Below are 16,089 nucleotides of genomic sequence, written 5' to 3'. Positions count from 1 at the left end.
GCTCCGGGGCCCTCTGTGACGACAGGGGAGAGGCGGTCAGACTCCGGCGCCGCGACGCTTCGCCTTGAGCAGATCCATCCGCTCCTTGAGCAGTTCCTCGAGCTCCTCCACCGAACGCCGCTCGAGCAGCATGTCCCAGTGGGTGCGCGGGGGCTTGACCTTCTTGGCCTCGGGCGCGGTGCCCTCGATCAGACTGCCCTCGAGACCGTTGCGGCAGAGCCAGGTGCCGGGCAGCTCGGCGTCGTCGGCGAAGGGAACGTCGAACTCCTCGCCGTTGTCCGTCCGGTATCGAGCCATGCGCCGGGGCGCGAGGTCGTGGTCGCGATCGGTCTCGTAGCTCACCGCTCCGAGTCGACTACCTCGTAGAACGCGATCTGCCATGGTGGAGTCCTCTCTCGATCGTGGTACGCATGTCGCGTCCGTCGAATTCAACGCGCGTGGTGCGCGGAACGTTCCCGCACGCGAACACCCCATTCTAACCGGTGATGCGGCAGGGTCCGCGCACGTCGGTATCGTCGGGTCGATGCGGGGTGAATCCGGGACTGTGGACGGTGGGATCGGTCGGTCCCGCGCACGGCGCCCGAGCACGTGTCTGTGGTGCGGTCGGCCGGTGGTCGAGGGCGCTGCGGGCCGGCGCCGACGGTACTGCCGTCAGTCCTGCCGTCAGCGCGCCTACGAACAGCGGACGTCGCTGAAGGACACCGTCGTCGCGGACGACGCCGTGGTGCTCACGGAGGCCGAGGCCGGTGCCGCCGCCGATCGCGCGTTCGGAGTCCGGTGCGCCGCCGAGGACGTGGCCACGGCCGTCGCGGAGGGCGCCGACGCGGCCGAACTCGCCGAGCTCTGCGACCGGTTGGTCACCCTGGCAAAGGACGCGGAACGACTGCGCTGATCCTGATCAGACACCCAGGTCGCTCGGGTGGTAGCCCTGCGGATACCCGGGGTACGTCCGGTTGCGCGGATCCTGCGCCGACCGCGATGCCGTCCGCTTGGGCAGCAGACGCTCCACGCGGCCTCGGGCCTGCAGCGCCGACTCGAGCGCCGGGCGCACGGCGGGGACCGGGTCGCCGAACCCGAAGGCGCGGGTCATGTCCTGATCGATCATCGACAGCACGGCGCCGCGCACCGCGGAGCGGACCGGGCGCGGGTACCACGACGCCAGCAGGTCGCGGGTGTACTCGCCGATGGCCTTGTTGTCGTCGGAGTAGACGAACCGCTCGCGCTCGTACCGCACCTTGAAGGCGTGGAAGTCGGCTGTCGACGCGGGAATGTCCCGGATGCCCATCCGGATCCCGACCTCGCGGTAGAACGCGACGCTCGCGATCCGTTCGTGCGGATGCAGGCGCCGCCACCCGTAGCGGTCGATCCAGTCCAGCGGATCGAACGCGAAGGTGGAGAGCACGTACAGCATGTCGTCGTTCGAGATGTCGTAGCGCGCGTGCATGCGGTTGACCGCGCGGAGCGACGCGCGCCCGCGCTCGGAGTCGTACCCGTGTTCCACGAGTTCCGACATCAGCAGCGCGGTGTCGTCGTACCGCTTCTGGGGGCGGTGCTCGAACTCTCCCGTCCTGCGGAGCAACGCCGAGATGGTGGGCACGCAGTAGGTGCGGAACAGCGCGAACTCCAACGCGCGCTGATAGTCCCAGGGAAACTCGCAGCCCGCCGTGATCTTGAGGACGGTGGCCGCGTCCGCCACCGGATCCAGCTCGTCGATCACCCGCACCCACCCGAACCGCCCGAAGCGCGGCCGGGGGAGGGTGGTCATCGCCCGTAGACCTTGGTCAGCAACAGGCGCGCGACCGCGACGTCGCGCCGCTTGCGCGTCATCGTCACCAGGCCCAGCGGGGCGGCGAAGCGTTGCTTCGTCACCGACTTCACCCGGGAGAACTCCCGCAACCCGTCGGCGCCGTGGATCCGTCCGAAGCCCGAGTCGCCGACTCCGCCGAACGGCAGCGCGCCCACCGCTGCGAAGCCCAGCACGGAGTTGACCGTCACCACTCCGACGCGGAGCCGGTCCGCCGCCCGCTCGGCCGCGGCCTTCGACGCGGTGAAGACCGACGCGCCCAGCCCGTACTTCGAGGCGTTGGCCCGCTCGATGCCCTCGTCGAGATCACGGACGCGGTTGACCACCACGGTCGGACCGAACGTCTCCTCGGCGACGGCCGAGCTGTCCTCCGGCACGTCGAGCAGCACGATGGGATCGACGTACGGCGCCCGGACGGATTCGAGTCCGCCGACGACGGCGCGACCACCGCGCGCCAGGGCGTCCTCGACCTGGTCCCGCACGATGTCGACCTGCTTCGGCAACGTCATGCGTCCGTACTGCGCATCGTCCGCGTCGCCGACCCGGAGGTCGCGTACACGGGAGGTCAGGATGTCCACGAAACGATCGGCGACCTCCTCGACCACGTAGATGCGCTCCACACCCGCGCAGGTCTGGCCCGCGTTGCCCATGGCGCCGAACGCGGCGAAGGTCGCCGCGGCCTCGAGGTCGGCGGTGGCGTCGACGATGAGCGCGTCCTTGCCGCCGCCCTCGACCACGATCGGCGTGAGCGTCTCCGCGCACACCGCCATGACCTTCTTCGCCGTCGCGGTGGACCCGGTGAAGGCGAGCTTGTCCACTCCCGAGCGGCACAGCGCCTCACCGACCCGACCGTCGCCGGTGACGGTCTGGAGCACCTGGTGCGGCGCCGCCAGCGACGCCCAGGCGTCGGCCAGCCAGGTGCCGGTGCGGGGAGTGAGCTCGCTGGGCTTGAAGACGACGGCGTTGCCGGCGGCCATCGAGTACGCGAGCGACCCCATCGGTGTGTAGACCGGATAGTTCCACGGGCCGATCACGCCGACGACGCCCATCGGTTGATACCGCACGGAGGCAGCGTGATTGATGCTCACCAGACCCGGGAAGACGGACCGCTCCCGCAGGACACGTCGCGCGTTCTTCGCGGCCCACGTGAGATGCTCCACCGCCAGCATGACCTCGAGCAGAGCGTCGTCCTTCGGCTTGCCCGTCTCCTCGCGCACGGTGTCGACGAGCGATCCCGACGTCCGGGCGATCCTGGATCGGAACTCGAGCAGCCACCCCTTGCGATCCGTGAAATCGAGAGCGCCCCACCACAGTGCCGCGTCACGCGCGCGGGCGACGGCCGCGTGCACCTCTCCGTCGGACGGCGTCGGTGCCGCGGTGCGTTCCGGAGAGTGCTGGACCGTCATGTGTGTACCCCTCAGTCAGCCGAATGATCCACTGTGATCGGTGACACTATGGCTGATCGCCGTCCGCGACAATGACCGAGCCGACCGTGGTCGGTGACCCGAACCGACCGTCAGGCGATGTCGCACCCGTCGGTGGGTACGTCGGCGAACCTGTCCATCAGGTACGCCGCGGCCGCACCGCCGTAGCCGTCGATGATCTGCGGACCGAAGTGGTTGGGCAGCACCGCACCCGGCAGGATCGGCGGCAGCGGGTTCGACCGGAACGTCACCGACGCACCCTGGCCGCACCACTCCTCCGCCAACTCCCGCGCCTGCCCGTACGGCACCGTGTCGTCGTTGATGCCGCTGGTGATCAACACCGGGGCCGACGGCCGCAGGGTGCCGGTACGCAGCTTCTCGAAGATGGGACCGGCCTCGGGCACAGATCTCAGGTTCTCCGACATCGAGCGACCGTCCTTCGTCAGCGTCTCGGTGCGCAGGAACGGATACGTCAGGATCGTGTCGGCGATGCACTGGGTCGACAGGTCGTTCAGCACCGTCTTGCCGTGATCGGAGACGCGCTCCTCGACGCGGGCCCGCAACGACGGGTTCCGCTCGAGGACTCCGTTCAGTGCGTACCCGATGACGCCGCCGATGAGAGTGCCGTCCACCGTGTTCAGCACGTCGAGCAGGTCGGCCGTCGGTGCGCCCGCCCAGGTGCCCTTGATGTTCAGTTCCGGTGCGTAACTCGCCGCCGACTCGGCCGCGGCGGCGGTGGCGCCGCCGCCCTGCGAATAGCCCCAGAGACCGATGGGGGAGTCGGGGTCGCCTGTCAGCGCGTTCGCCGCTCGCGCGCCGTCGAGCACCGCGTGCGCCTCCTCCGGCCGGTTGACGTAGGTGTGCAACCCCGGCGTGCCGAGACCGATGTAGTCGGTCACGAAGACGCGCGCGCCCATCGACCCCCAGAGCGTCGACGACACGAGTTCCTGGTTCGCCGAGAGGGACAGCGGGTCCGTCGTCAGATTCAGCCCGAGCGGGAACGCCCGCGACGGCGCGCACTGGTCGCCCTGCCCCACCGTTCCCGGAGCGACCACGACGGTGGGTCTGGGGCCGGCGCCGCGCCAGGGAACGGCCGAGTCGATGAACGTTCCGGTCACCGCGACGGGCTCGTCGTTCTCGGTCCGCGAGGTGTACATGACGCGCTGCGCGGTGGCGGGGTAGCGACCGTCCACTCCCGGCGCAGCGAGAAAGAGCGACATCGGCTCGGTGCGGAGCACCGTGCCCGGCGCACCCGCGACGTCCGTCGGTGGGGAGTAGAAGTCGTCACCGGGGGCTGCGTCGGCGAGTGCGGGTGCGACACCGACCAACGCCACGAGCACCGCTCCGACGATCAGACTGCGTGACAGTGTCATCGACTTCCTTCCCGCTGCGCGGACCCCCCGGCAGGCGCCCTGAAGTTAGACAGTTGCGGCACCAGGTGTCAAGGTCGCGAGGTGAAGCTCGTCACTCCGGCGGCACGGTCATCGACGCCGGGAGCCACCGCAGGAGGAAGGCGCGGAGGTCGTCGTCGTCCGCGATGGACGGATCGTCGAAGAGCACGACGGACAGTCCGAGACGAGTGGTGATGAGGACGATGTCGTCCAACACCTCCGCGACCCGAGGGTCGAGTGCGGTCAGCGGGGACAGTAGATCTCGCACGACGGGAATGGCGTGCTGGACGACATCGGGATGCAGCACCGGGTTGATGCCGTTCAACCGCAGCAGCGCTCCCATCGCGGGAATGTCGCGCACCGCCCGCCGACCACCGATCACCATCTCCACGACGTAGTCGCGCACGGTCTCCGGGCCGTCGAGGCGCGACCGGATCTCGGTCATGACCTCGACCGCCAAATGCTCCATCGTGCGGGTCACCAACACCTCGCGCGTGCCGAAGATGGAGTACACGGTCTGTCGGGAGACCCCGGCAGCGGCGGACACACCCGCGATGGTGACGCCGTCGAAACCGTGCTCCGCGATCACCTCGAGGGTGGCCTCCATGATCTTGCCGCTCGATCGCATGGGACCAGTGTGCGGGATCCTCACGTCAGCTGCGGTCGCGCCGAGCCACCTCGAGCTCGAACCCGGCCGGCATGAGGGTGAGGCGTTCCTCGATGGCGAGCTCGTAGCCCGGATCGGGAGCGACGTCGAAGGTCTGGAGGATCGTGCCCAGCACCAGCAGCGACTCGTGGAGAGCGAACTGGCGCCCGATGCAGGCACGCTCGCCCGTGCCGAACGGCTTGTAGGCGTGCGGCGGCCTGGCCCGCACGTTCGCCGACAGGAAGCGGTCCGGGTCGAACACCTCGGGATCCGGCCCCCAGACGGGATCGCGATGCAGACCGGGGATGAGCACCAGGGCCCAGTCGCCCGCTGCCATGGGACGCCCGCCGACCGTCGTGTCGTGGCGTGCCTCCCGCGCGTAACCGGGGGCCGTCGGCCACAGGCGCAGTCCCTCGTCGAGAACCCGTCGGACGAAGCGCAACTTCGCCACCTGCTCGAAGGACGGCGTGTCCGCACCCCACACCTCGTCCACCTCCGCACGCGCCCGAGCCCACATCTCGGGATGCCTCGACAGGTAGTACAGGGCGAACGACAGTGAGCCGGAGGTCGTCTCGTGTCCGGCGATGAGGAAGGTGACGATCTGATGCCGGATGTTCACCTCGTCCAGCGCGTTGGGATCACCGTCGCGTGCCGCCTGGAGCATGATGTCCAGCAGATCGCCGTCGCCGCTCGTCTCACCGTCCCGGCGGGCCCGCACGATGTCGTCGAGCAGCTCGGCCATGAAGGCCTTGTCGGCATTGTTCCGCCGTTCGCGACGCCGGAACACCAGGTCGCCGACGACGGGGAGCGGCAGCAGTGCGCGGCGCTGGTTGTGCTGCAGGGTCCGCACCATGGCCCGGACGAACGGGTGCGTCTCGGCGCGGGTGAACGAGTCGAAGCTGTAGCTGAACCCGGTGCGGCCGATGGTCTCAAGCGTCAACTTGGTCATGTCCGAGGAGACGTCGACCCGATCACGGGACGACCAGTGCGACACCAGCTGTCCGGCGACGTCCACCATGATGTCGTGGTAGCTCCGCATGGCCGACTGCGTGAACGCCGGCCGGAGGAGATCGTGGGCCTTGCGCCAGTTCGGTTCGTGCGAGTACGCCGTGAACAGTCCGTCCCCGCCGATCGAGCGAAGTCCGGCGACCGCGGGTGCCACGTGCTTGACGAACCGCGACTCGTCGCTGAGTTCCTCCACGAGATCGGCGCCCGACACGATCACGAACCGGCGCCCCAGGACCACCCGCTCGAAGATGGGGCCCAGCTGCGCGGCCAGCGCCACCGAGTCCTGCACCGGGGTGCTCGCGTGTACGCCCAGCACGTCGCCCAGCACCGGGAGTCGTCGAGGGGGATGGGGAAGCGGAGAAGTGGACGAGATCGTGGTGACCACGGTCGGACCCTTTCGCGTGGGTGGCCGGCGTACTGAACCGGGATACAACAGCGGACGGTACCCCCTACTGAACGCGTGTCAAGTATCACGAGCAGTCCCGTAACATGGCGCAGGTCATGACCTCTCCCCGCAAACGCCTGTCACCCGATCAGCGTCGGCACCAGTTGCTCGAGATCGGGTCACGACTGTTCGCGGAACGGCCCTACGACGAGGTGTGGATCGAGGAGGTCGCCGACCTGGCCGGCGTCTCGCGTGGGCTGATGTATCACTACTTCTCGTCCAAGAGGGATTTCTTCGCCGACATCATCCGGCTCGAATCCGCTCGGATGGTCGAGATCACGGCTCCCGACACCACGCTGCCCGTCGAGCACCAGGTGTCTGCCGGACTGCGCGCCTACATCCGATACTCCACCGATCACGCTCACGGACTACGGGCCATCAATCGAGGAACGATGTCGGGCGACGTCGGTATCCAGGCGATCCTCACGGCCGAGTTCGAGACGCAGCAGCAACGGATCCTGGCGGCTCTGGGACCCGACGACGGCGCGGACGAGGTGACGCGGGTGGCCGTGGCCGGGTGGGTGTCGTTCGTTCGCGCCGTGTGCGTGGACTGGGTGGATCGGCAGTCGATCTCGGCCGACGAGGTGCATGATCTCTGCATGCGCGCACTGCACGGACTGCTGCGCCGTTCCTGAGAGGAGGACGCGTGACCGACACCGGTGCGGACTCGCGACACCTCGACGATCTGCGTCGTCTCCGTCGAGTACGGGATCGAATGGACCGCGAGTACGCCACGCCACTGAACCTCGAGACCCTGGCGCGCGACGCGCACATGTCCGCGGGGCACCTGAGCCGGCAGTTCCGCGCCGCGTACGGAGAGTCGCCCTACGCGTACCTGATGACGCGGCGCATCGAACGAGCCATGGCGCTGCTCCGGGGGTCGGAGAGGTCGGTGACGGAGATCTGCTTCACGGTGGGGTGCTCCTCACTGGGCACCTTCAGTACCCGTTTCTCCGAACTGACCGGACTGTCCCCGTCCGCGTATCGGCAGCAGAACCAGTCCACGGAGGTCGGCGCGCCGTCGTGTGTCGAGAAGGTGGTCACCCGACCGATCAGGAATCGAGAAGCGGACCGCGTAAGGCGAACCTAGTGTCGTCGCCATGACACTCACCATCGCCTCCAGCTTCCTCCCGCAGGACGATCCGGAGGCCGCACTGGCCTTCTACCGCGACCTTCTCGGCTTCGAGGTCCGCCTCGACGTCGGGTACGAGAACCTGCGGTGGCTCACCGTCGGCCCGCCCGGGCAGCCGGACACCGCCATCGTTCTGACACCGCCCGCGGTGGACCCCGCCATCACCGAGGACGAGCGCCGCACCATCACCGAGATGATGGCCAAGGGCACGTACGGCGGCATCCTGCTCGCGAGCGACGACCTCGAGGCGACCTTCGATGCACTCCAGGCCGCGGATGCCGACATCGTGCAGGAACCGACCGACCAGCCCTACGGGATCCGGGACTGCGCGGTGCGTGATCCCGCGGGCAACCTGATCCGCATCCAGCAGCGTCAGCGGTAGTCGCTCAGATCGAGGTTCGCGTCGTCCGAGCCGCCGAACCTGCCGGCCAGCGCTCGCACCGGCGCCGAACCGGCCAGTCGCACAGCAGAGTTGAAGACCGCGAGCCCCACTGCCGTCTTCGGGTGCGCCAGCCTCGGCGTTCCCGGCGGCAGCGACTGCACCGTGTCGACGAAGGGCCGCATCCGCGCGTCCCACGCCGTGAACGCGGCCCGGTGATCATCGGTGCGGGCGAGTTCGGCGGCCAGTACGTAGGCACCGGTGATGGCCAGTGTCGTGCCCATCCCGCTCACGGGAGTCGCGCACCAGGCCGCGTCGCCCACCATCGCGACCCGGCCCGACGACCACCGTGGGGCGCGCACCTGAGCGAGACGGTCGACGTACAGCTCCGAGGCGGAATCGAGCGACTCCAGGATGCGGGGAGTCTCCCAGCCGGCGCCGGCGAACGTCGTCCGAAGGGCGGCGACGACCTCCGACTGCCCTGCCCGCTCGAGGCCGGTCGGCCCCGACAACCAGGACAGGCTGAAGCGCGTGGTGCCCTGGTTGTCCGGGCGCAAGCCGGCCACACGTCCGCCGGTCGCGTTGTACCAGCGCCACCATGCATCGTCGTCCGAGGTGCGGGGGAGCACCCCGTAGGCGGTGAACAGCCCGAGATCTCGCGTGACGGCCTCGCCGGGAAAGACGATCTCCCGGCTCCCGGACCGCACTCCGTCGGCGAACACCACGAGGTCGTAGCGCTCGGGAGCGCCGTGCTCGAACGTCACGTCGACACCGTGGGCGTCCTGATCGCAGCCCACGACCCGGTCGCCGTAGCGGTATTCGACGTCCGGTCCCGACGCGTCGACGAGGATGCGCGCGAGTTCGCCGCGGAGGATCTCCAGCTCGGCCGTCGCGCCTCCGCTGTCCGCCGTACCGGCCGGGAACGCCGCGATCGTCGCGCCCCGTCGATCGACGAACCGGGTGCCCTGTTCCGTCGTGGTCGCGGCGAAGAGAGCGTCCTCCAGACCCATGCGGCGTACGACCTCGCGGCCGGGACCACGAATGTCGATGTTCTGCCCGCCGAGCCGAGGCGACGGAGCGCGCTCGACGACCGTCACGGCACGACCCGACCTCGCGAGCCAGTACGCGAGGGTCGGGCCGGCGATGCTGGCCCCGGTGATCAGTACGCGTCGTTCTGCAGTCACGATCCTCGCCTTCCGTGCTCACTACCTGTGAGGTACAGGAAGGACTTCGTCGACCGACGGTACGTCGGTCGACGTGCGACGCTCAGGCAGGGTTCCAGGTGATGCCAAATTGTGCCGATAATCGACATTATGTCAACTATTGCGAATCTCCCGCCCCCGAGCCGCGCGTTGCCCTCCACCGCGTCCAGGGTGGACGAGAACACCACCTTGGGTATGTCGCGCCACCGACGGGCGTACGCGACGTGCGCGGGCGTCGCCCCTGGCCGCCGATCGGCCGTCGGCCAGTGCGCGTTCATCGCCTCCCACAGCCTCCGCCCGTAGAGCGTGAGGCCCGTCGAGTCGACGCGGTCGGACCACCACTGGAACGCCTCGTCGCTCGGCACGCTCCAGCCGAGGTCGCCGTCGGGCGCCGCGACGTAACCGTCCACACTCGCGTTCATTGCGAATCTCAGTGTCCGCATGACGTTTCCCCGTCAGCGGCGCACATCGAACACCTGCTTCTGGACACCGTTGCCGTAGACCTCGTGCTCGACGAGCGTCAGCACCGTGGTGTCCTTGTCCGTGTCGCTGAACAGGCGCAGTCCGGCGCCGAGCAGCAACGGGAACACCAGCAGGTGGTATCTGTCGACCAGCCCGGCGTCGGCCAACGCACGTCCCAGCGTCGCGCTCCCGTGCACGAGGATCGGTCCGCCCTCGGTCTCCTTCAGCGCGGCGACGTCGTCGAGTGATCGAAGAACCGTTGCAGGCCAACGCGAATCATCATCGTCGAGCGTCGTCGAGACCACGTACCGCGGCATGGCGTTGTATCCGGCGAAGTCCTCCATCGTGGGCCACACGGGCGCGAACGCCTCGTAGGATCGGCGACCGAGCAGCAGTGCGGCGGCCTCCCCCTGCTCCCGCCCCTTGATCTCGTACGCGGCCTCGTCGAATTCGACGTCCGTGAAGGTCCAGCCCGCATTGCGGTATCCGGCCTCTCCACCAGGCGCCTCCATCACGCCGTCGAGCGAGACGAACGCGGTGACGATCAACGTGCGCATGTGCACTCCTTCGTTCCCCGTGGGCGCTGGTCGGCCCACGAACACTCTGACCGACGCACACGTCGAAAGTCATCGGTTGCGCCACACCCCGGATCGCCTGTAATACTTACCCTTATGGCTAACCATACGGCAGAACTCGACGCCGTGCTCACCGCCCTCGGAGATCCGACGCGGCGAGCAGTCGTCCGGCGTCTCGGTGCCGGTCCGGCAAGCGTCGGTGAACTGGCGGCGCCGTTCCCGATCGCGCTTCCCACCTTCCTCAAACACGTCCGCAGTCTCGAGTCGAGCGGGCTCATTCGCACGGCCAAAGTAGGACGCGTCCGGACGTGCACTCTGCACAGGGAACGACTCGACCTCGTCCAGGACTGGCTCGACGATCAACGACACCTCTGGGAGAGCCGCACGGATCGGCTCGAACAACTCGTCACCTCCCCGACTCCGACGGAAGAAGACTCATGACCGCGCTCCCGATCGATCCTGCCCTCGACCTCGTACTCGATCGCGTCATCGCGGCTCCTCGTCACCGCATCTGGGAGGCATGGACGAACTCGTCGTTGCTGTCACAGTGGTGGACACCGGCACCCACCGTCACTCGGGTGGACCACCTGGAGGTGCGACCGGGCGGGGCGTTCGTCACCGAGATGAGCGACGACGGAACGACATTCGTGCCCCACACCGACGCCGTGTTCCTCGTCGTCGAGCCCGACACCCGGCTGGTGTTCACCAACACTCTCGACAGCGGGTGGCGCCCCGCGTCGCCGCAGCCGGTCGCGATGTCAGCGGAGATCACGCTGACCGACCACCCGCGCGGCACTGCTTACCGAGCCGTCGTCCGCCACGGAGATCCGACGACACGCGATCGTCACGCGAGCCTCGGGTTCGCGGAAGGGTGGGGCTCGGTCACCGCAGCACTCGCCCGGCTGGTCGAGTAGTCGGGCGGCTGTAGCGTGTCGGGCGTGAACTCCTCTCGTACCCTCGGTGTCCTGCTGGCCTCGTCCGCGTCGCTCGTCCTGGTGCTGTCCGGATGCAGCTCCGACAACGACACGCCATCTGCCGCCACCTCCTCCAGCGCCGCATCCTCGTCCGCGGGGTCGTCGTCGACCGCAGCTGCCGAGTCGTGCCCCACCGCGGCGCCCGAGTCCGGTGCCGCGGCCGAGTGGGACCTCGACGGTGACACGGGCAGCATCGCGGTGACCGGGTCCACCGACGATGCCGCTCCCCTGGTCACCGTCGAGGCACCCTTCAGCGTCGCGGAGACGCAGGTGCAGACATTGCAGGCCGGCGACGGCCCCGTCGTCGCGGCGGACGCCACCGTCTCCGTCTGCTACATGGGCGTCAACGGACGCGACGGATCCACCTTCGACAGCAGCTACGAGCGCGGCGCCCCGGTCGAATTCCCCCTCGACGGTGTCGTGGCCGGTTTCCAGAAGGCCATCGCCGGCCAGACCGTGGGATCGACGATCGGCGTCGCGGTGACCTCCGCGGACGGTTACCCCAACGGTCAGCCGCGCGCGGGCATCCAGCAGGGCGATTCTCTGATCTTCGCGATCAAGGTTCTCGGCGTCAGCTGAGCAGCATGACGAGGGACGTGCCGGTCGACCGCGGACCGCTGTTCGACGGTGTCCGCATCGGCCGGCCGGCGACCGGTGCGTTGATCGACGCGGGGTATCGCACGGTGCACGACCTCCCGGCGAACCTCGCGACTTTGTCCGCGCTACACGGAGTGGGGCCGTCCGCGATCAGGCGGTTGGCCGAGGCACGCGACGATCGGCGATGAGGGGAACCTCGCCAGAATCGACGCGGCACTGCGGCACCGCAGGCGGAGACTCCGCACAACGATGCGCGAGAGGAGATCTGGGCGGTTCTGGGCGAGATCCTCGTCGACCGCCTCGTCGCGAACGTGTCGGCCGGCGAGCTGGCGTCGTCGCTGCGTGAAATCGACGAGCTCTGCGACCGAGTGGAGTCGTCGTGGACGGTGATCGATGCTCCCGATCTCGTCGCCGACCTCTGGACTGTGCCGGCGTACCTACGCCACTGCGCACCCTGGCTCGACGACGATGACAGGGCGGCGGTCCGCAGGAACGTCGGGTCCCCCTGGACCACAGCAGATCTCCCGGTCCTCGATGTCGCTCGTCGCCGCCTCGGCGATCCACGGGCGACGGCGATGCGCGCGCGCCGCGCTCGTGCCACGCTCGGTGCGCACCACCGGCGTGGGCGTCCGGCACGCCGACGTCGACGACCTGGCGGCGGTGCTGGACGAGCGGGCCGCGACGAGTGAGGGTGTGGCCTGCGTCATCGGGATGCCGTCTCTACCGGACACCGCGAGGATCCGATCGTCGAGCGCACGATCGGCGAAGGGCCTCGGGTTCGATCTCGTCGACCGGTCGAGTGCGGACAGCGCCGTCGATCGCTACGTGGCGATGACCCGCGCGACCCAGCAGCTCGTCGTACTCCGTTGATCAGCTGTCGAGGGTGATCACGACACGCACGCCCCCCTTGTCGGAGACCACCGCCTGTGCGCTCCCCCGATGCTGGTCCCCCGCGATGTCGACGGTCACCGGGGCGGGGTCGGGATGGAAGTTGCGCCACCAGGCTTTCTGGCTCGGTGCCGCGACCATCACGGTGACCCTGTCGCCCGATCGCCGGTAGGAGACGGGCAGCGAGATGGTCCGGCCCGACCGTCGGCCGGTGTAGGTGATGGTGGCCAGGCCACGCCCGAGAACGGCGGACAGCACAGGCAGTCGCATCAGCGGTCGAACGACCTGGTTCGCGGCGTTGGCGACGGTCTGGAACGCGGTCATCTTCGTACCCCCTGCGAGCGTTGGATGTCGCCTCGCATCATGCCCCCGCGGGGGCCGGACGACACGCCGTTCGACCGGTGTTCGCGCCCCGTTTCCTGACTCATTCCAGAAAAGTCGTGCATACTGTTCGACGTGAGCCCATCGTCGAACTACCCGGAGATGCTGCGTGGTGCCGCGCTCCGAGTCACCCGCCCCCGTCTGGCGGTGCTCGACGCGGTGCACGAACATCCGCACGCCGACACCGACACCGTCTACGGAGCCGTTCGGGCCACCCTGCCCGATGTCTCCCGCCAGGCCGTGTACGACGTGCTCCACGCTCTCACCACCGCGGGACTGGTACGGCGCATCCAGCCGTCCGGCTCGGTCTCGCGGTACGAGAGCAGAATCGGCGACAATCACCACCATGTCGTGTGCCGCGCGTGCGGCACCATCGCCGACGTGGAATGCGCCGTCGGCGAGGCTCCGTGCCTCACTCCGTCGGAGGCCCATGGTTTCGTCGTCGACGAGGCAGAGGTCATCTACTGGGGCCTGTGCGAGAACTGCTCCACCAGCGTCAGCCCCTGATCTCGAGGCGCGAAGGCGCCGCGAAATCAGTTCATTCATCTTCTCTTGGAGGGAAACTCGTGTCCGAGGACCACACAACACGCGAAAAAGAGATGAACCAGGACCAGCCGCAGGACGCGTCCGGCGGCTGCCCTGTCATGCACGACAAGATGCCGATGCCGGTCGAGGGTGGCACCAACCACGAGTGGTGGCCCAAGGCACTGAACCTCAAGATCCTGAAGAAGAACCCCGCCGTCGGCGATCCGATGGGCGCCGACTACGACTATGCGGCCGAGTTCAACTCGCTCGATCTCGCCGAGGTCAAGCGCGACATCGAAGCGGTCATGACGAACTCGCAGCCGTGGTGGCCCGCGGACTTCGGCCACTACGGCCCCTTCTTCATCCGTATGGCGTGGCACGCAGCCGGCACGTACCGCAAGCAGGACGGACGCGGCGGAGCCGGAGCCGGCATGCAGCGCTTCGCACCGCTGAACAGCTGGCCGGACAACGCGAGCCTGGACAAGGCCCGTCGCCTGATCTGGCCCGTGAAGCAGAAGTACGGCCGCAAGCTCTCCTGGGCCGACCTCATCGTCCTGACAGGCAACGTCGCCATCGAGTCCATGGGACTGCCCACCTACGGCTACGCCGGCGGTCGCGTCGACGCCTGGGAGCCGGACGAGGACGTCTACTGGGGCCCCGAGCAGACCTGGCTGGGCGACGAGCGCTACGACGGTGATCGAACGAGCCTCGAGAACCCGCTGGCAGCCGTGCAGATGGGCCTGATCTACGTCAATCCCGAAGGCCCGAACGGCAACCCGGATCCCGTGCAGTCCGCACTGGACATCCGCGAGACCTTCGGCCGCATGGCCATGAACGACGTCGAGACCGCAGCACTGGCCGTCGGCGGACACACCTTCGGCAAGACCCACGGTGCGGCCGACCCCGATGCGCACATCGGAGCCGAGCCCGAGGGCGCCCCGATCGAGCAGATGGGTCTCGGCTGGAAGAACAGCTTCCAGAGTGGTGTCGGCGCGGACGCGATCACGAGTGGCCTCGAGGTCATCTGGACCCCGACCCCGACGCAGTGGGACAACACCTTCCTCGAGACGCTCTACGGCTTCGAGTGGGAGCTCTACAAGAGCCCCGGCGGCGCACATCAGTGGCGTCCGAAGAACGGTGAGGGCGCGGACCTGGTTCCGGATCCCGCGGACCCGACCAAGCGTCGCCACCCGTCGATGCTGACCTCGGACATCGCGATGCGCGTCGACCCGATCTACGAACAGATCACCCGTCGCTGGCTCGACCACCCCGAGGAGCTCGCAGAAGAGTTCCAGAAGGCGTGGTTCAAGCTGACCCACCGCGACATGGGACCGGTCAGCCGGTACCTCGGACCCGAGGTGCCGTCGGAGACCCTGCTGTGGCAGGACCCGATCCCGGCCGTCGACCACGAACTGATCGACGATGCACAGATCGCCGAGCTCAAGTCCACCATCCTCGATTCCGGACTGAGCACCGAGCAGCTCATCTCGACCGCGTGGGCCGCAGCATCGTCCTTCCGCGTCAGCGACAAGCGCGGCGGCGCCAACGGCGGTCGCCTGCGCCTGCAGCCGCAGGCGGGCTGGGAGGTCAACGAGCCTGACGAGTTGGCACAGGTCATCCGCGTGCTCGAGGGCATCCAGGAGTCGTTCTCCGGAACGGTGTCGTTTGCCGACCTCGTCGTCCTCGGCGGCGTCGCGGCACTCGAGAAGGCATCGGGCGTCAGCGTTCCGTTCACCCCGGGCCGCATGGACACCACGCAGGAGCAGACGGACGTCGATTCGTTCTCGGACCTCGAGCTGAAGGCCGACGGCTTCCGTAACTTCCTCGGCAAGGGCCAGAAGCTGCCGGCGGAGTACTCCCTCGTCGACCGGGCGAACCTGTTGTCGCTCAGCGCACCCGAGCTGACCGTCCTCGTCGGTGGTCTGCGTGTTCTCGGCGCCAACTACCAGAACTCGTCGCACGGCGTTCTGACCGACAAGGTCGGCACACTGTCCAACGACTTCTTCGTGAACCTCCTCGACATGGGCACCGAGTGGGTTCCCACGTCCGAGGACGGCATCTACGAGGCCAAGGATGCTGCCACCGGTGCGACGAAGTGGACCGGCACCCGTAACGACCTGGTGTTCGGCTCGAACTCCGAACTCCGTGCCATCGCCGAGGTGTACGCCTGCGACGACGCGAAGGACAAGTTCGTCCAGGACTTCGTCGCCGCGTGGGACAAGGTCATGATGCTGGATCGCTTCGAACTGGCCTGAT

At 68.4% G+C, this 16,089-nt stretch carries 21 protein-coding genes; 11 read left to right on the top strand and 10 right to left on the bottom strand.

The window, feature by feature from the left end:
* Positions 1-36: 36 nt before the first annotated feature.
* The gene (locus ASG69_RS10220; protein ID WP_027505388.1) at positions 37-381 is read right to left on the bottom strand and encodes an RNA polymerase-binding protein RbpA; all 345 of its coding nucleotides are present in this window, start codon (positions 379-381) and stop codon (positions 37-39) included.
* A gap of 142 nt (positions 382-523) precedes the next feature.
* Between ASG69_RS10220 and ASG69_RS10215 the strand changes: the two genes are divergently transcribed.
* Complete coding sequence (locus ASG69_RS10215) at positions 524-892, top strand: hypothetical protein (RefSeq protein ID WP_056445139.1); 369 nt, start codon at positions 524-526, stop codon at positions 890-892.
* 6 nt (positions 893-898) lie between these two features.
* Here ASG69_RS10215 and ASG69_RS10210 read toward each other — a convergent pair whose 3' ends face one another.
* The 5 genes from ASG69_RS10210 to ASG69_RS10190 form a co-directional block, all read right to left on the bottom strand.
* Positions 899-1,765, bottom strand: coding sequence for an oxygenase MpaB family protein (locus tag ASG69_RS10210; protein ID WP_051613236.1), 867 nt, complete (start codon positions 1,763-1,765; stop codon positions 899-901).
* Positions 1,762-3,210, bottom strand: a complete 1,449-nt coding sequence (locus tag ASG69_RS10205; protein WP_056444508.1) for an aldehyde dehydrogenase family protein — start codon at positions 3,208-3,210, stop codon at positions 1,762-1,764. The genes ASG69_RS10210 and ASG69_RS10205 overlap by 4 nt, the downstream gene beginning before the upstream one ends.
* Before the next feature lie 110 nt (positions 3,211-3,320).
* On the bottom strand, positions 3,321-4,601 hold the full coding sequence (locus ASG69_RS10200) for a lipase family protein (protein ID WP_056444505.1): 1,281 nt from the start codon (positions 4,599-4,601) through the stop codon (positions 3,321-3,323).
* 91 nt (positions 4,602-4,692) lie between these two features.
* Positions 4,693-5,247, bottom strand: a complete 555-nt coding sequence (locus tag ASG69_RS10195) for a TetR/AcrR family transcriptional regulator (RefSeq protein WP_027505391.1) — start codon at positions 5,245-5,247, stop codon at positions 4,693-4,695.
* Between the two features lie 25 nt (positions 5,248-5,272).
* Positions 5,273-6,658: a cytochrome P450 gene (locus ASG69_RS10190; protein WP_056444502.1), complete on the bottom strand. Its 1,386-nt coding sequence runs from the start codon at positions 6,656-6,658 to the stop codon at positions 5,273-5,275.
* Between the two features lie 116 nt (positions 6,659-6,774).
* Between ASG69_RS10190 and ASG69_RS10185 the strand changes: the two genes are divergently transcribed.
* The 3 genes from ASG69_RS10185 to ASG69_RS10175 are packed head-to-tail and all read left to right on the top strand — an operon-like array spanning position 6,775 to position 8,232.
* On the top strand, positions 6,775-7,353 hold the full coding sequence (locus tag ASG69_RS10185) for a TetR/AcrR family transcriptional regulator (RefSeq protein ID WP_056445136.1): 579 nt from the start codon (positions 6,775-6,777) through the stop codon (positions 7,351-7,353).
* Between the two features lie 11 nt (positions 7,354-7,364).
* Entirely contained in the window at positions 7,365-7,808 is a 444-nt protein-coding gene (locus ASG69_RS10180) for a helix-turn-helix transcriptional regulator (RefSeq protein WP_056444499.1), read from the top strand.
* Positions 7,809-7,818: 10 nt separating this feature from the next.
* Positions 7,819-8,232, top strand: coding sequence for a VOC family protein (locus ASG69_RS10175; RefSeq protein ID WP_027505395.1), 414 nt, complete (start codon positions 7,819-7,821; stop codon positions 8,230-8,232).
* Here the strand turns inward: ASG69_RS10175 and ASG69_RS10170 are convergent.
* Genes ASG69_RS10170 through ASG69_RS10160 form a run of 3 tightly spaced genes read right to left on the bottom strand, consistent with a single transcriptional unit; the run spans position 8,223 to position 10,450 of the window.
* Positions 8,223-9,413: an FAD-dependent monooxygenase gene (locus ASG69_RS10170; RefSeq protein WP_056444496.1), complete on the bottom strand. Its 1,191-nt coding sequence runs from the start codon at positions 9,411-9,413 to the stop codon at positions 8,223-8,225. The two genes, ASG69_RS10175 and ASG69_RS10170, sit on opposite strands and share 10 nt — an antisense overlap.
* On the bottom strand, positions 9,410-9,874 hold the full coding sequence (locus tag ASG69_RS10165; protein WP_082544462.1) for a dihydrofolate reductase family protein: 465 nt from the start codon (positions 9,872-9,874) through the stop codon (positions 9,410-9,412). The genes ASG69_RS10170 and ASG69_RS10165 overlap by 4 nt, the downstream gene beginning before the upstream one ends.
* A 12-nt stretch (positions 9,875-9,886) precedes the next feature.
* Positions 9,887-10,450: a dihydrofolate reductase family protein gene (locus tag ASG69_RS10160; RefSeq protein ID WP_027505399.1), complete on the bottom strand. Its 564-nt coding sequence runs from the start codon at positions 10,448-10,450 to the stop codon at positions 9,887-9,889.
* Positions 10,451-10,564: 114 nt separating this feature from the next.
* Here ASG69_RS10160 and ASG69_RS10155 point away from each other — a divergent pair, with 114 nt between their 5' ends.
* From ASG69_RS10155 to ASG69_RS10135, 5 genes are all read left to right on the top strand, one after another.
* Entirely contained in the window at positions 10,565-10,909 is a 345-nt protein-coding gene (locus ASG69_RS10155; protein WP_056444493.1) for an ArsR/SmtB family transcription factor, read from the top strand.
* On the top strand, positions 10,906-11,382 hold the full coding sequence (locus ASG69_RS10150) for an SRPBCC domain-containing protein (RefSeq protein ID WP_056444490.1): 477 nt from the start codon (positions 10,906-10,908) through the stop codon (positions 11,380-11,382). The genes ASG69_RS10155 and ASG69_RS10150 overlap by 4 nt, the downstream gene beginning before the upstream one ends.
* 15 nt (positions 11,383-11,397) lie before the next feature.
* Positions 11,398-12,021: an FKBP-type peptidyl-prolyl cis-trans isomerase gene (locus tag ASG69_RS10145; RefSeq protein ID WP_155956988.1), complete on the top strand. Its 624-nt coding sequence runs from the start codon at positions 11,398-11,400 to the stop codon at positions 12,019-12,021.
* A 5-nt stretch (positions 12,022-12,026) separates the two neighbouring features.
* Positions 12,027-12,227, top strand: a complete 201-nt coding sequence (locus ASG69_RS10140) for a hypothetical protein (RefSeq protein WP_027505403.1) — start codon at positions 12,027-12,029, stop codon at positions 12,225-12,227.
* Positions 12,228-12,573: 346 nt separating this feature from the next.
* Positions 12,574-12,909, top strand: coding sequence for a hypothetical protein (locus tag ASG69_RS10135; protein WP_027505404.1), 336 nt, complete (start codon positions 12,574-12,576; stop codon positions 12,907-12,909).
* On the opposite strand, the gene ASG69_RS10130 is transcribed toward ASG69_RS10135, so the two are convergent.
* Positions 12,910-13,251, bottom strand: a complete 342-nt coding sequence (locus tag ASG69_RS10130) for a nitroreductase/quinone reductase family protein (RefSeq protein WP_056444488.1) — start codon at positions 13,249-13,251, stop codon at positions 12,910-12,912.
* Positions 13,252-13,410: 159 nt separating this feature from the next.
* Here ASG69_RS10130 and ASG69_RS10125 point away from each other — a divergent pair, with 159 nt between their 5' ends.
* Together ASG69_RS10125 and katG are read left to right on the top strand one after the other, a co-directional pair.
* A complete protein-coding gene (locus tag ASG69_RS10125; protein WP_037185410.1) occupies positions 13,411-13,815 on the top strand; it encodes a Fur family transcriptional regulator in 405 nt (134 codons plus the stop codon).
* A 92-nt stretch (positions 13,816-13,907) separates the two neighbouring features.
* Positions 13,908-16,088 (top strand): catalase/peroxidase HPI, encoded by a 2,181-nt coding sequence (katG, locus tag ASG69_RS10120; protein ID WP_027505407.1) that lies wholly within the window; start codon positions 13,908-13,910, stop codon positions 16,086-16,088.
* Position 16,089 lies beyond the last annotated feature (1 nt).

Source organism: Rhodococcus sp. Leaf225 (assembly GCF_001426145.1).
Lineage (GTDB): Bacteria > Actinomycetota > Actinomycetes > Mycobacteriales > Mycobacteriaceae > Rhodococcoides.
The sequence above is the reverse complement of the archived record's forward strand: the minus strand, read 5'-3'. Positions and strand labels throughout refer to the sequence as shown.